The sequence below is a fragment of the Myroides sp. LJL116 genome (assembly GCF_054871685.1).
This window is the reverse complement of record NZ_JBTXLR010000006.1, coordinates 40,885-56,386: the sequence shown is the minus strand read 5'-3', so window position 1 is coordinate 56,386 and position 15,502 is coordinate 40,885. Positions and strand designations below refer to the sequence as shown.

At 32.9% G+C, this 15,502-nt stretch carries 10 protein-coding genes; 6 read left to right on the top strand and 4 right to left on the bottom strand.

The window, feature by feature from the left end:
• Positions 1-26: 26 nt before the first annotated feature.
• Positions 27-776 (bottom strand): PdaC/SigV domain-containing protein, encoded by a 750-nt coding sequence (locus ACYSNM_RS06635; RefSeq protein WP_461756176.1) that lies wholly within the window; start codon positions 774-776, stop codon positions 27-29.
• 276 nt (positions 777-1,052) lie between these two features.
• Here ACYSNM_RS06635 and recO point away from each other — a divergent pair, with 276 nt between their 5' ends.
• The 4 genes from recO to ACYSNM_RS06615 all read left to right on the top strand — a co-directional run bounded on the left by recO (position 1,053) and on the right by ACYSNM_RS06615 (position 6,337).
• Positions 1,053-1,766 carry a DNA repair protein RecO gene (gene recO / locus ACYSNM_RS06630; protein WP_461756175.1) on the top strand — a complete coding sequence of 238 codons (714 nt, stop codon included), beginning with the start codon at positions 1,053-1,055 and terminating at the stop codon, positions 1,764-1,766.
• Positions 1,767-1,866: 100 nt separating this feature from the next.
• Positions 1,867-5,268, top strand: a complete 3,402-nt coding sequence (gene ileS / locus ACYSNM_RS06625; RefSeq protein WP_461756174.1) for an isoleucine--tRNA ligase — start codon at positions 1,867-1,869, stop codon at positions 5,266-5,268.
• A 7-nt stretch (positions 5,269-5,275) separates the two neighbouring features.
• Complete coding sequence (locus tag ACYSNM_RS06620) at positions 5,276-5,662, top strand: TraR/DksA family transcriptional regulator (protein ID WP_461753191.1); 387 nt, start codon at positions 5,276-5,278, stop codon at positions 5,660-5,662.
• Between the two features lie 81 nt (positions 5,663-5,743).
• Positions 5,744-6,337, top strand: a complete 594-nt coding sequence (locus ACYSNM_RS06615) for a lipoprotein signal peptidase (protein WP_461756173.1) — start codon at positions 5,744-5,746, stop codon at positions 6,335-6,337.
• 43 nt (positions 6,338-6,380) lie between these two features.
• Here ACYSNM_RS06615 and ACYSNM_RS06610 read toward each other — a convergent pair whose 3' ends face one another.
• From ACYSNM_RS06610 to ACYSNM_RS06600, 3 genes are all read right to left on the bottom strand, one after another.
• The gene (locus ACYSNM_RS06610; RefSeq protein ID WP_461756172.1) at positions 6,381-9,512 is read right to left on the bottom strand and encodes a S41 family peptidase; all 3,132 of its coding nucleotides are present in this window, start codon (positions 9,510-9,512) and stop codon (positions 6,381-6,383) included.
• Positions 9,513-9,593: 81 nt separating this feature from the next.
• Entirely contained in the window at positions 9,594-10,163 is a 570-nt protein-coding gene (locus ACYSNM_RS06605; RefSeq protein WP_461756171.1) for a 5-formyltetrahydrofolate cyclo-ligase, read from the bottom strand.
• Between the two features lies 1 nt (position 10,164).
• On the bottom strand, positions 10,165-11,109 hold the full coding sequence (locus ACYSNM_RS06600) for a succinylglutamate desuccinylase/aspartoacylase family protein (RefSeq protein ID WP_461756170.1): 945 nt from the start codon (positions 11,107-11,109) through the stop codon (positions 10,165-10,167).
• Positions 11,110-11,280: 171 nt separating this feature from the next.
• Between ACYSNM_RS06600 and uvrC the strand changes: the two genes are divergently transcribed.
• The gene (uvrC, locus tag ACYSNM_RS06595; protein ID WP_461756169.1) at positions 11,281-13,077 is read left to right on the top strand and encodes an excinuclease ABC subunit UvrC; all 1,797 of its coding nucleotides are present in this window, start codon (positions 11,281-11,283) and stop codon (positions 13,075-13,077) included.
• 22 nt (positions 13,078-13,099) lie between these two features.
• Positions 13,100-15,337, top strand: coding sequence for a patatin-like phospholipase family protein (locus ACYSNM_RS06590; RefSeq protein ID WP_461756168.1), 2,238 nt, complete (start codon positions 13,100-13,102; stop codon positions 15,335-15,337).
• Positions 15,338-15,502 lie beyond the last annotated feature (165 nt).

The following is a 15,502-nucleotide window of genomic DNA, read 5'->3' as shown; positions in this document are numbered from 1 at the left end:
GGTATTTGGCTTTTTAAAAAATATAACTACTCTTGTTGAGTAGGAGTTAAATCATAAGTGATAAAAGGACTAATTTGCTCTATACTAAACTCTATATAGTCTACTTTTTCTTTAGTAGAAAATAGATCCTCATTGGTATAAGCTAATAGTACTTTATCTGGGAAAATGTAAACATTAGAAGGTAAAGCTAATACTCCGTGTTTATCTTTCAACTCTTGCGCATAGCTAAGTTTAGGTTCTATTAAAGTCATTAAATTACCCCAATTCTTAAAAAGCTTTTTAGTAGGGATTAATTCTCCTGTAGTAAAATCAAAAATAAGGCTGAATTTAGAACTATATCCGTGGGCTCCACCTGCGAAAGTATAGTATTCTACAGCGTTTGCATAAATAGTCTTATTAGTAAAAGTATTTTGTACCTCTACTTCTGCTTTCCATGGAATAGTATCATCTGGAAATTGAACGATAAACTGTTCATAGGTCTTTATAAAATCCTTAACTAAAGAATCATAGGAGGTAATATGGGTTAAATCTGCTTCAAAAGACATCAAATCAGCAATAGTATCTAATGTAATTGTATTGATGGCTGTATTGGCAATATTTTGCGGTGAGCTGATAATAGGTACATTAATGGATATACTTGTACATTCTAAATCTTGACAGCCAGTATTTGCCTTGGCTTTAAAGGATTGTTGTTCTATTACTAATCCTGGATCAACTTTGTTTTCACAACTCATAGCAAAAGCTGCAAAGACAATAAAAAGGAAAATCTTTTTCATAAAAATGGTTTTACTACAAAGCTATATAAATTAAAATCAATTATGGCTTATAAAACAAAGTTTAGAACATGAAGTGCCTTAGTTTTCTAGCTAAGAGAACAGGGAGATTATAAGAGAAAAATGTAAGAGGATTAGGTGGTGGTATTTATAAAATTTAAAAAGATAGACAACTTAGCTTTCAAATAGGAAAGTGATTCTAAAAAAGAGTAAATTTGCTATGTTTGAATAATAATCATAAGTTAGTTGAGTTCAAAGAACAAATAGAAGTAAAGCACAATGATAGTAAAGACTAAAGCAATCGTGTTAAGTGCTTTGAAATATCAAGAGAAAGGATTGATAGTAAAGTGCTTAACTAAAGAGGTTGGTGTACAGACCTTTTATGTGCCCAATGCGTTCTCAAAAGGTAAATCCACACAAAAAATTGCATATTTCCAACCATTGATGAATTTGGAAATTGAGTTTACTTTTAAAAATAAAGGAAGTATGGAATACTTTAAGGAAATTAAAGTAGGACATGTATATCAATCTATTTATTATGATTTTTATAAAAACAGCATTGCTATTTTTGTAGGAGAGATTTTGCATAACTCCATTACTCTTCAGGAGAAAGATTTGGCTTTCTTTGATTATATAGAAACAGCTTTACTATGGCTTGACACCCATGATAATCCAAGTAATTTTCACTTAATCCTACTCATAGAGCTATGTAGGCATTTTGGTTTCTATCCCGATAGATCTAGTGAAGATTTAGAATATTTTAATTGGAGGGAGGGAAATTTTACCTCTTTACAAGACCTAGAAACCTTTGATAAAGAACAAACATACTTATTAAAGCGTTTATTAAATTTGACTTTTCAAGTAGAACAAAATGTTTTTAATAGCAAGGATAGAAAAAAATTACTAAACTTGTTGCTAATCTACTTTGAAGAGCATTTAAGTTCGTTCAAAAAACCCAAGTCATTGGAGGTTTTGTACGAAGTTTTTGAATAATTATTTACATTAAAGATTTTCCTACCAATTAATTAGCTAATTATTAGAGGAAATTGTTTAAATTCGCGAAATTGATAAAAAAATATTATAGTTAATAACGATGAGCACTAAATTTACAGAATACAAAAATCTTGATTTGTCAGGAGTAGCGTCAGAGATGCGCGAATTTTGGAAAGAACAATCAATATTTGAAAAAAGTATTAGTACAAGAGACGATAATAAGCCATTTGTGTTTTTTGAGGGACCTCCTTCAGCAAACGGAAAACCGGGTATTCACCACGTGATGGCTCGTGCGATTAAAGATATTTTTTGTCGATATAAAACACAAAAAGGTTACCAAGTAAAAAGAAAAGCTGGGTGGGATACACATGGTCTACCAGTAGAATTAGGTACAGAAAAAGAATTAGGAATTACCAAAGAAGATATAGGTACAAAGATCTCTATTGAGGAATATAACCAAGCTTGTAAGCAAACAGTAATGCGTTATACAGACTTGTGGAATGAGTTAACAGAGCAAATGGGGTATTGGGTAGATATGGAAAATCCATATATTACTTATAAACCTAAGTACATGGAGTCTGTTTGGTGGTTATTAAAACAGATATATAATAAAAATTTAATTTATAAAGGATATACGATTCAACCTTACTCACCTAAGGCAGGAACTGGTTTGTCTTCCCATGAATTAAATCAACCAGGTTGTTACAAGGATGTTACCGATACTACAGTTGTAGCTCAGTTCCGCGCTGTTCAAGAAAGCCTTCCAGATTTCTTAAGTGAATTTTCTGATGTAGACTTTTTAGCATGGACTACTACACCTTGGACGTTACCTTCGAATACAGCATTAACAGTTGGACCAAAAATTGATTATACTTTAGTTAAAACGTATAATCAATATACAGGACTTCCAATTACTGTAATTTTAGCTAAACCTTTAATTGGTAAACAGTTTAGTGGAAAATTCCAAAAAGTAGAAACAGAGCAAGAATTAGAAGCTTACCAAAATGGAGATAAGAAAATCCCTTACTTAGTAGTTAAGGATTTCAAAGGAGCTGATCTTATTGGTATTAAATATGAACAACTTTTACCTTATACCTTACCATACGAAAATCCAGAAAATGCTTTCCGCGTAATTGCAGGAGATTTCGTTACTACAGAGGATGGAACAGGGATCGTGCATACTGCTCCAACATTTGGTGCAGATGATGCTAGAGTAGCAAAAGAGGCTACTCCTGAGGTTCCAGCTATGCTTATTTTAGATCAAGAAGGAAACGCAGTTCCTTTAGTAGATTTACAAGGGCGTTTTGTTTCTCAAATGGGAGACTTAGCAGGTAAGTATGTGAAAAACGAATACTATGATGAAGGTCAAGAGCCTGAGCGTTCTGTAGACGTGGAAATTGCTATCCGTTTAAAAGAAGAGAATAAAGCATTCAAAGTAGAAAAATATGTGCATAGTTATCCACATTGTTGGAGAACTAATAAGCCTGTTTTATATTATCCATTAGACTCTTGGTTCATTAAAGTTACGGAAGTGAAAGACCGTATGTTTGAATTAAACCAAGATATTAACTGGAAGCCAAAGGCTACAGGAGAAGGTCGTTTCGGAAATTGGTTGAAAAATGCCAACGATTGGAACTTATCCCGTTCTCGTTACTGGGGTATTCCACTTCCAATTTGGAGAACTGAAGACAACTCAGAAGAGATCTTAATTGGTTCTATGGAAGAATTGGTTAATGAGATACAAAAATCTATGCAGGCTGGTATTCAAAAAACAAATCCTTTTGAAGGTTTTGTAGTTGGAGATAACAGTGAAGAAAACTATGATAAAGTAGACTTACATAAAAATGTAGTGGATTCTATTGTTTTAGTATCTAGTACAGGTAAGCCTATGTATCGTGAAGCGGACTTAATTGACGTTTGGTTCGATTCTGGTTCTATGCCGTATGCTCAGTGGCATTATCCTTTTGAAAATAAAGAATTAATTGATCAAAATAAGAGTTATCCAGCTGATTTTATCGCTGAAGGAGTAGACCAAACGCGTGGATGGTTTTATACTCTACATGCTATATCAACTTTAGTATTTGACACGAATGCTTATAAAAATGTTGTATCTAATGGACTAGTATTGGATAAGAATGGCTTGAAAATGTCTAAGAGTTTGGGTAACACAGTAGATCCATTTGAGACACTTCAGGAACATGGACCTGATGCAACTCGTTGGTACATGATTTCAAATGCTAATCCATGGGATAACTTGAAATTTGATTTAGAAGGAATAGTTGAAGTAAGAAGAAAGTTCTTTGGAACGTTATACAATACGTATAATTTCTTTGCTTTATATGCTAATATTGATGGTTTCTCTTATAAAGAAGAAGACATTGCTATAGAAGATAGACCAGAGATAGACCGTTGGATTCTTTCTGAGCTAAATACTTTAGTACAAAGAGTTGATGAATTTTATAACGAATATGAGCCTACAAAAGCCGCTCGTGCTATTTCCGAGTTCGTTTCTGAGAACTTAAGTAACTGGTATGTTCGTTTATGTAGAAGAAGATTCTGGAAAGGGGAATATGGACCAGATAAAATTGCTGCTTACCAGACTTTATATACTTGTTTGTTAACAGTAACGAAACTTTCGGCTCCGATTGCGCCATTTTTCATGGATAAGCTTTACAAAGATTTAATCTCTGTAACGAATAAAGAATCTTTTGAATCTGTACATTTGGCTAACTTCCCTGAGTTCCAACCACAATTGGTAGATCTAGGGTTAGAGAGTAGAATGCATAAAGCGCAAATAATCTCCTCTTTAGTTTTATCTTTACGTAAGAAAGAGATGATTAAGGTTCGTCAACCATTACAAAGAGTAATGATTCCTATCTTAGATGAGAGCCAACGTCAAGAAATCTTGGCTGTTGCTGATCTTATCAAAGCAGAGGTTAACGTAAAACAGATAGAGTTATTAGACGATGATTCAGGTATCTTAGTGAAAAACATTAAACCTAACTTTAAGACTTTAGGGCCTAGATTTGGTAAAGATATGGGCTTGATTTCTAAGAAGATACAAGAATTTACTCCAGAGGATATTAGTTTAATTGAAAAAAATGGAGAAATTGTAGTTAATTTAACAGAAAAAAGTATTATCTTAACATTAGAAGATGTGGAAATCACTTCTCAAGATATAGAAGGATGGTTAGTTGCTAATGAAGCTGGTCTTACAGTGGCATTAGATATTACTATAACTCCTGAGTTAAGAGATGAAGGTATAGCACGTGAACTTGTTAATCGTATTCAAAATATTAGAAAAGATTCTGGTTTTGAAGTTACAGACAAGATTAAGATTACTTTAGAAGAACAAGAAGATATTAAAAAGGCGGTTTTAGCCAACCAAGAATACATAAAATCTGAGACGCTAACAAGTGAATTAGATTTTGTTCCAAGTCTGCAGGAAGGAATAGAATTAGAATTTGATGAGCTAAAAACGCGTGTAGTGGTTATTAAATAATTTAGTTATGAGAGAAGTTAATGAATTAGTTAGATACTCTGATGCGGAATTAGCAGATTTTAAAGAGCTGATTCAGGCAAAGATCTTGAAAGCACAAGCAGATTTAGAATTGATTAAAAGTGCCTACATGAATGATTTAAACAATGGGACGGATGATACCTCACCAACGTTTAAAGCTTTTGAAGAAGGTAGTGAAACTATGTCGAAAGAGGCAAATTCACAATTGGCAATCCGTCAAGAAAAATTCATCCGAGACTTGCGTAATGCATTGGTAAGGATTCAAAACAAAACCTATGGTATTTGTAAAGTAACAGGAAAATTGATCGATAAGGAACGTTTAAAACTTGTTCCTCACGCAACAATGAGTATTGAGGCAAAGAACCTACAACGTTAGTAAAATATAAAGACGCTCTTTTAAAGAGCGTTTTTTTTTTACCTTAAAATAATTTACATTTGCTTTTGTAAATAATCGAAAATGTCATTAAAAAGAGCTGTCCTACTTGTTGTTGTAGTATTGATATTAGATCAATGGTTGAAAATTTTTATAAAAACAAATTTCTTATTAGGGGAGGAGTACTATGTAGCGGATTGGTTTAGAATTCATTTTATTGAAAATGACGGTATGGCATGGGGAGTTGAGTTACCCGGTAATTATGGGAAATTAGCCTTAACTCTTTTTAGAATTGTTGCAGTATGTGGAATTGGTTGGTGGTTAGTAGACTCGGTTAAGAAGAAAATGTCTAATTATTTAATTATCGCTATTTCTCTTATTTTAGCTGGGGCGATTGGTAATATTATTGATTCTGTTTTTTATGGAATTATCTTCAATGATAGTACACATCAATTAGCAAGTATTTTTGCTCAAGATCCATATGGTACTGTATTTCATGGTAAGGTTGTAGATATGTTCTATTTTCCTATTTGGAAGGGGTATCTACCGCAATGGTTACCTATATGGGGAGGAAGTTATTTCACTTTTTTTAATGCAATATTTAATTTAGCAGATGTTGCTATTTCAGTGGGAGTCGGAATATTAATAGTCTTTAATAAAGTTATTTTTAAGAAATAAGCAAAAGGGGGTATCTACATTAGATACCCCCTTTTTTATGGAACTAATTTAATTGCTTTAGAATATGTTCAATTGCATAATCTAATTGTGGATCATCATCATTTAAACGATCCATAAATGTGTTTTTAATGTAAATGTCTGGGCTTACTCCAGTCTTCTCTAGATTGTCCCCCTCTAAGGTGTACGTACCCCATGCTGGTAAGCGATATGAGGAGCCATCTACAAGACCTTTTGCAGAAGTGAATATAATCCATCTATAGGTTTGTTGGCCAATGATTGTACCTAATTTTAAAGCCTTAAATCCTTGAGCTGTCATTTCTGCATCACTTAATGAATACTCATTAATTAATAGTACAATTGGTTTACCACTAGGTGCGAAATTACTTTGTGGAGTCATTTTTCCTTCTCTATACTTCCACTGTAAGTATGGTCTTTGAGAAAGGAAAGCTAAAACCTTATCATGGACATTTCCTCCTGTGTTAAATCTTAAATCAAGAATCACTGCTTCTTTTCTATGTTCTTGAGCTACCATGTCTAATAGGAAAGAATCTAATTGATCACTCGACATGTTTTTCATATAAGAATAAGCTATTCTATTATTACTTTTTTGATCTACTCTTTTTTGATTGTCATGAATCCACTGATCATATAATAAAGCTTTATTTTTCTCAAATGTAATAGGATGTAGCTTTACAGTAAATTCCTTATGATCTCTAGTAAAAGTTAAGCTGATTTCTTGTTGAGTAGAAGCGAAACTAAAATATTTATCTCTATTTTGTTTACTATCTATTGCTTGACCATTTACTTTTGTCAAAACATCTCCTTTTCGAATATCTTTATCCGAAGCAAATGCAGGTGATTTCCTTAAGATATAATCTACCTTATATGGATTGTTTTTATCAAAGACAATTCCAGTTTCAGAAGTAATAAAGTTATCACTTGTTTTTTCCTCTTCTCCTTTGGAATTAAAGCCTAAGTGAGAGGATCCTAACTCTCCAAGCATATCGTTTAATAATAGGCGTAGATCTTGTCTGTTATTTACATATGGCAAGTAAGTAGCAAAATGATTTTTGGTCTCAAGCCAATTAATACCATGGAAGTCTTCATCATAGAAGTTCTCTTCTACTCCAGCCCAAGTTTCATAATACATTTGATTAAACTCTTGTCCTAGGCTCTTGGTGAAAGAAAAATCTATATCAATAATTGTAGGAGTAGCATCTTTTAGATCAAAACGATAGATGTTTCTCCCTACCAATCCATATAGATCATTATCTCTTTGTTGTATATTATAAGCAGATTTGTCGAATACTTTTTGGCTTTTCGCCTCTTTAAAGTTCTCATAGGTCTTTTTATACAAGGCATATTTTCCATTATCCTGGTTAGAGGTATAAAAGACAATTTGCTTGTCATTTGTTTCAAAAACCGTCGGGGAATTTTGATTTCCAAATTGGTCACTCACTAATTCTATTCGATCTAAAATTCCATCCACATTAATGGTTATCATTTTTTGCGCAGTGGTGGTATTTTTATCTTTTTTAGAAGAAGTAACTTGAGCTGGGTTGTCTTTTGTTTGGAATAGATTATCAAACTTATCGGACTTGAAGTCTTGAGATAGCCAATCTACTGCAAAACGATAGATACTTGGTTTAACCATTCCCATTGGGTAAGAAGGATTTAATCGATCACTAGTAAAGTAAATATATTTTCCATCGGGAGAAAATATAGGATTACTTTCAGCCACACCTGTATTGGTTAGGTTGATTACTTGTTTTAAAGCAATATCATATACAAAAATATCTTCTTCGAAATTTCTTTTTGCAGTGTATAACACGTATTTACTATCTGGGGAAAAAGAAGGCTTTGAGTTTTGAAAAGCCCAAATTTCGTCTTCCACAATAGTAGTTGATTTAAAGGTAGTAAGGTCCATTAATACTACTCTGTCTCTTCCACTAAGATACACTGCTTTAGTAGCATCTGCATTTAAGCTTATATCTCGGTTATTTCGAAGATCAGAAGTGAGTTGAACTGGCTGACTATCCTTAGTAACATCTATTTTAAACCAATTTTGATACCCTTGATAGGTTTGGCTATAAAGTAGGGTTTGATTGTCCTTTAGCCATTTAACTTCCATTACTCTTTCACTTCCATCACTAATTTGCTTGGTGAACTCTCCCTTAATATCACTAACAAATAGTACGCCTCTTGAAACAAAGGCTATCTTTTTGTTATCTAATGCGACATCAAAATAACTTATTTGGTCTTTAGTGTTGTAGCTTTGTTGTTTGTCAATAGCTTTATTTTGATTTAACTTAATGGATAATGGTTCTACTTGTTTAGTTTGGGTATTCCAGATAAATAAGTCATAATCTTTTTCAAATATTATTTTAGAACCATCTGCACTTACAAATGGCCTACCTATAGAAGTATCAAAATTCGTTAAGGCAACGGACTTTCCATCTTTTAATTGAAATAGGTTATAATGCCCATTATTTTGATCTGAAATAAAGTAAATATTACCATATTTATCCACAGTTGGGTTAAAATCTTTTCCTTCATAAGTAGTTAAAGATTTAAAAGTATTAGTAGAAGGGTTATAAGAGTGAATATCTGGATTATTTTCTCCTTTATATCTTTTTCTCACCAATTGGTTTGCACTTTCTGTAGAATTAGTAAAGAGTAATTCTTTAGAAGGTGTTTCTATCATTGCGTTGGTATTATTAAAATAGTTTTCAAATAATGCAGTAGGAGTTGTACCTTCAATATCCACTTTATAAGAGGCAAAATTCTTATCTAAGTTAGAAGTAAAGTATACGCTATTACTATCCCAAGACCAGCTTTCTAATTGGTCATTGGCTTGGTGAAAGGTTAATTGCTGTATTGGACCTTGGGGAAGTGGCATAACAAATACATCGTTGTTGCCATATTGGTTAGAGTTAAATGCTAACCACTTTCCATCAGGGGAAACTCTAGGGTTTGTTTCCTCTGATGGAAGAGCCGTTAGGCGAGTTGCAATTCCCGTATCAAGTGGGGCTTGGTAGATATCTCCTTCAAAGCTAAAGTAAGCTGTTTTTCCATCTGGACTTAATGAAGGATTGGACATGAATTTAACTTGACTTTGGCCGAAAGAGGCTAAAGTCAAGGATAATGCCATTAGTGTTAGGGTGTTTTTTATCATTGGTTAATATTTTCACTAAACATAAAAATATTTTACATTAAAGTCTAGCCTTTAGCTAGTTATTTGATAAAAACTGCCTATCTATTTTTTAAAAATATAGGTTTGCTCTGGAGTAATACAATAATCTAAAGGAACGTCTAAATGAGAAACATCTTGAATACTCGGTTCGGCTTGGAAAAAGCTAAGGCCAACTTTTATTGTGTCTTTTGGGCATTGTTCTAAAAACTTATCATAGAAGCCCTTGCCATAGCCAATTCTATTTCCTTTTTGATCAAAGGCCAAAAGAGGGATAAATACTACTTCAATACTATCTTCTTTAACCTGTATACCATCTACAGGTTCTGGTATCCCATAAGAATTTTCCTTTATTCTTGTATTGTCTGTTAGAAGATAGTGCGATAAGGTAGAGTCTTGAAAATTGCTTTTGGATAGAATGACATTTTTGTCTTTTCCTGCTAATATTTGTAAAATATATTGGGTGTCTATTTCTTTTTTCTTTGCAATTGGCAAGAATAAGTGATAGTTGGTTTTATTCCAAATCGGTAGTTTTAGACTTTGATTTGCAATGTCTATACTTTGCTGCTCAATTTGATCTTGACTTAAATTTTCGCGTAATTCCTTGTATTTTAGACGTAATTGATCTTTTTGCATATTATATTATTTTAGATATATTGAAAATTGCATCCCCTTGGTATACAATAGGCGAATCATTGACATTGATAACATAACCACTAAAGGGTGCCTTTATTTTAAGGTTTTCCATACCATAAGGATCGGAAACCTCTGCTAATGTAGCACCTTTTTCTACATATGAGCCAATTTGTACTTGGTCATGTAGCAATCCAGACCTTTTACTTCTAACCCACTGTGCTTTTTCGATAATAATCATTTCAGTAGTATCTTTTTTAATAGTGAAGTGATCTGCTAACATATCGAAATGAGCTAAGAAGCGTTTTGTTCCTTCTACACCCATTTGTGAGACCTCATTATTAATATCTAAGGATTTACCTCCTTCAAAAAGGAGCATTTTCACACCTCGTTTGGCACACGCATTTCTAAATGAGCCTGCTATTTGGTTGGAATATAATAAGAAGGGAGGGTGAAAAATAGTTGCTAACTCTTCTAATTCTTTGTCTTGAGGAGCAATGCGTATTTGTGGTGCATTAAATCTACTTTGTCCACCTGCGTGGAAATCTATAGCATAGTCTACTAAAGGTAGAATAGATTTGAGTAAATGATAAGCAAACCTACCCGCTAAGGATCCATCCTTGCTACCTGGAAACACGCGATTCATATCTCTACCATCTGGAAACTCTCTAGATTTATTTATATAGCCAAATATGTTAATAACAGGAATACAGATAATAGTTCCTCTTTTAGGAATATTAATTTTTTTGTGAATAATCTGCCGAACTATATCTACTCCATTTAATTCATCTCCATGTAAACCTGCAGATAATAACACTGTAGGACCTTTGATTTTACTTCTAGAAACTATTACTGGAATTTCTAAGGAAGATGCAGTGTGTAGCTTAGCAATTTCCAAGTTAAGCTTTACAGTTTCACCTGGGGCTATGGAATGGTCTAATATCTTCATCGCTTTTTTAAGTGAAGATATAAAATCTAACTACATATAAGAATAGAAATAAAGGCTATTTCTTATTTTTTATTAGATAAATCTTCCTTTCTTTTCTGAATAAAACCACAAAAAGCTTATTTTGAAGAATAGAAAACTTGGGGTATTTTTGTGATAACTATTTTAATGATTATGGAACCATCACAAGCTTTAGCTCTTCAAATACAAACACTACCGAATGAACCTGGGGTTTATCAATACTATGATAAGGAGGATAAAATACTTTATGTTGGAAAAGCCAAGAATCTTAAAAAACGTGTAAGTTCTTATTTTAATAAAATCCACCAGGAAGGAAAGACAAATGTTTTAGTCAAGAAAATAGTATCTATTAAACACATTGTGGTTCCAACAGAAACGGATGCATTACTTTTAGAGAACAATTTAATTAAACGTTTACAGCCTCGTTATAACGTTTTATTGAAAGATGACAAATCTTATCCATGGATTTGTATAAAAAGAGAACCTTTTCCTAGGGTGTTTACTACTAGAAAGATGATTAAGGATGGTTCAGAGTATTTTGGACCCTATACAAATATAAAAACCGTTTATACCTTATTGGAGTTAATTAAAGAGTTATATCCTCTTCGTACTTGTAACTATGATTTGAGTATAGGCAATATTCGTTCCGAGAAATTTAAAGTGTGTTTAGAGTATCATATTGGAAATTGTAATGGACCTTGCCAAGGCTACGAAACAACTAGCCAATACGATCAAAAAATAACTCACATTAGAGATATTTTGAAAGGGAACTTTAAAGATAGTTTGAAGCAGTTTAGGACTCATATGCAAGAACTAGCTCAAAATATGGAATTTGAACAAGCTCAAAAGATAAAGGAGAAGATCGAGCTGTTGGAAAACTATCAATCTAAGAGTACCATTGTTAACCCTAAGATTAGTAATGTAGATGTCTTTAGTATTGTATCAGATAGTACAATGGCTTATGTGAATTTCTTACAAGTTTCCTATGGGGCTATTATCCGATCTCACACCATGGAGATAAAGAAAAAACTAGAAGAAACAGACACCGAACTACTAGAATTAGCTATTGTAGAGTTAAGAGAAAGATTCCAACTTAATTCTAAGGAAATCATTAGCCCAATTCCATTGGATTTAGGAGAAGCTTTAACGGTTACAATTCCAAAACTAGGGGACAAAAAAAGGCTACTTGAGTTATCTGAGCGAAATGCAAAGTTTTATCGAATTGATCAGCTAAAACAAATTAAGATTGTAGATCCCCAAAGGCATACTAATCGCATAATGGCGCAAATGAAAAAAGATTTGCGTATGAGTAAAGAGCCTAGACATATTGAGTGTTTTGATAACTCTAATATTCAGGGAACTAACCCTGTGGCTGCTTGTGTTGTCTTTAGAGATGGAAAGGCTAGTAAAAAAGAATATAGGCATTTTAATGTAAAGACAGTAGAAGGTCCTAATGACTACGATTCTATGCAAGAAATTGTTTACAGACGTTATAAAAGAGTTATAGAACAGGGATTAGACTTACCAGACTTAATTGTTATTGATGGAGGGAAAGGGCAATTAGGAGTGGCCTTAAAGAGTTTAGAGGAGCTAGGATTAAGAGGTAAGGTTGCCATTATAAGTTTAGCCGAACGTTTGGAGGAAATATTTTACCCAGGGGATAGTATTCCAATGTATTTAGATAAAAGAAGTGAAACGATGAAGGTTCTTATTCACTTAAGAGATGAGGCTCACCGATTCGGATTAAATTTTCATCGTGATCAACGAAGTAAGAATGCTATAACAAGTATACTTGATAATATTCCTGGAGTTGGTGAGAAGACAAAAATGACCTTAATGAATCATTTTGGTAGTGTGAAAAAGATAAAAGAGGCATCTTTAGAAGATTTAGAAAAAGTTATAGGAAAAGCAAGAAGTAAGTTGATTATCGATTTTTTTGAAGTAAATTAGAAGAAAATTAAAACTCTTTCCTGTGAGAATTCTTCTATTTTGTTTGTTTTTATGTATATCAACTAATATTAAAGCTTTTGGTCAAGATACTCTTGCTTTAAAAAAACCGAAAATTGGTCTTGTACTTAGTGGTGGAGGAGCAAAGGGTTTGGCACATATTGGTGTACTTAAAGTTTTAGAACAAAATGGAGTTGAAATTGATTATATAGCAGGAACAAGTATGGGGGCTATTATTGGAGGATTGTATGCTTCTGGTTATACGGCTCCCGAATTAGATTCCATTTTTAATGTTATTGAAGTTTCGGCTTTAATTAAAGATTATATTCCTAGAGTCTCTAAGTCTTTTTATGAAAAGAAGAACGATGAAATTTATGCATTAAGCTTACCATTTGAGAATTTTAAAATAGGCTTTCCCAAATCTCTTTCCCGTGGAATGTATAATTACAACCTGATGAATACATTACTTTCCCACGTAAGACACGTAAGAGATTTTAATGAGTTGAATATTCCTTTTTTATGTATTGCAACAGATTTAGAAAAGGGAGATGCGGTTATTTTAAATAGTGGTTATTTACCTCAAGCAATTCTTGCAAGTGGAGCTTTTCCAACTTTATTTGCTCCAGTAAAGATTAATGATGTAGACCTTTTAGATGGGGGAATTGTCAATAATTACCCTATTGAGGAGTTAAAAGCTATGGGGGCAGATATAATTATCGGAGTAGATGTTCAAGATGATTTAAAAACTGCCGATGAGATTGAAGGTGCTCAGGATGTATTATCTCAATTATCCAATTATTCTACTATCGCTCAAATGAAGGACAAATTTGCCTTAACAGATATTTATATCAAACCAAATATCTCCGGTTATTCTGTTGTTTCTTTTGGGGATGGAGCAGCTATTATTCAAACCGGTGAGGAAGCAGCCAATCAGGTTATAGATCAAATAAAACAGATAGGAACAAATAAAAGTATTTCTCAAACGCATTTTGTAGAAAAGACTTCTTTAGACTCAATTAATATCTCCGATATTAAAATTAGAGGACTTGAGCGCCTAACAAAACGCTATGTACACGGTAAATTAGGTTTTAAACCTAATTCTAAGATTACTTATACGGATTTAAGCGAAGGTATTACTCGTTTAAATGGAACAGAGAACTTTAGTAGTATTTCATATATTTTCGAACAAGATAAGGATAGTAGTAAAGATGTTTTAATCATGGATTTAGATGAAAATCCAATTAATACCTTTTTGCGTTTCGGAGTTCATTATGATGGACTCTATAAAACGGCAGCTTTGGTCAATCTTACAAAGAAGAATTTTCTTGCCAAAAGTGATGTGTTATCCTTAGATGTAGGGCTAGGAGATAATGTAAGGTATAATTTCAACTACTTTATCGATAATGGCTTTTACTGGAGCTTTGGAATCAATTCTAGACTAAGTAGTTTTGACAGGGAACTACCTTATGATTTATTGGTAAAAGCAATGGGTGGTAAATTAGATATTCCTAATGCTCCCCAAGACTTCTTTGTGAATTACTCTGATTTAGAAAATAGGCTTTTTGTGCAGTCTTCTTATGCACAGAAATATGTTTTGGGTATTGGGTTAGAGCATCGCTTCTTAGATCTTAGGAGCAAAACCCTAACGAGCTATAAACAACGTTTTGATTTTAGTCATTATTTAGGTGGTTTTTTAAATGTTATGATGGATTCTTATGATAATAAATATTTCCCTCGTAGTGGTTTTTTGGCTAAACTAGAATATAGAAACTTTTTTTACTCTAGTAATTATTTAGATGATTTTTCAAACTTTTCTACTATCAGTGGGCAGTTAGGAGTAGCAAGACGTGTTACAAGTAAGTTGAGTTTTGACTTTAAAGTGAGGATGGGTTCAATTATAGGACAACCACCAAGTATTGGTTTTGGGTATTATTTAGGAGGGTATGGTTTTGCAGACAAAGATAATATAATCCCTTTTTATGGTTATGACTTTTTAAGCTTAGGTGGGAATACCTATCTAATGTCCTCGTTGCAATTTGACTTTGAATTTTTAAAAAGGCATCATATTAACATGGCTGCCAATTTTGCCAATACTGGAGATGATATTTTTTCGGATTCGGGATGGAGTAACATCACAAAATATTCTGGTTATGCTATTGGGTATGGTATGCAAACCATAATAGGACCTATAGAAGCCAAGTTTACCTACTCTCCAGATACAGGGAGAACCTTCTTATTTTTCTCCGTAGGCTTTTGGTTTTAAGCCCAAGAAAACAGGGTGATTTTAGGAATATGTGAAAAATATTAGGCTAAAAATTTGGATAACTCAATATTATGTCTATTTTTGTTATGTTATGAAACTACAATGGGACGGTTTATTGGCTTATTTAAAGTTCCTCATCAAGAGAAATCCTGAATGAGGTAACAT

Coding starts and splice junctions, on each gene's coding strand:
- ACYSNM_RS06605 (WP_461756171.1), bottom strand. CDS start 10,163: ATGCAAAAAGATCAATTACGTCTAAAATACAAGGAATTACGCGAAAAT.
- ileS (WP_461756174.1), top strand. CDS start 1,867: ATGAGCACTAAATTTACAGAATACAAAAATCTTGATTTGTCAGGAGTA.
- uvrC (WP_461756169.1), top strand. CDS start 11,281: ATGGAACCATCACAAGCTTTAGCTCTTCAAATACAAACACTACCGAAT.
- ACYSNM_RS06600 (WP_461756170.1), bottom strand. CDS start 11,109: ATGAAGATATTAGACCATTCCATAGCCCCAGGTGAAACTGTAAAGCTT.
- recO (WP_461756175.1), top strand. CDS start 1,053: ATGATAGTAAAGACTAAAGCAATCGTGTTAAGTGCTTTGAAATATCAA.
- ACYSNM_RS06610 (WP_461756172.1), bottom strand. CDS start 9,512: ATGATAAAAAACACCCTAACACTAATGGCATTATCCTTGACTTTAGCC.
- ACYSNM_RS06620 (WP_461753191.1), top strand. CDS start 5,276: ATGAGAGAAGTTAATGAATTAGTTAGATACTCTGATGCGGAATTAGCA.
- ACYSNM_RS06615 (WP_461756173.1), top strand. CDS start 5,744: ATGTCATTAAAAAGAGCTGTCCTACTTGTTGTTGTAGTATTGATATTA.
- ACYSNM_RS06635 (WP_461756176.1), bottom strand. CDS start 776: ATGAAAAAGATTTTCCTTTTTATTGTCTTTGCAGCTTTTGCTATGAGT.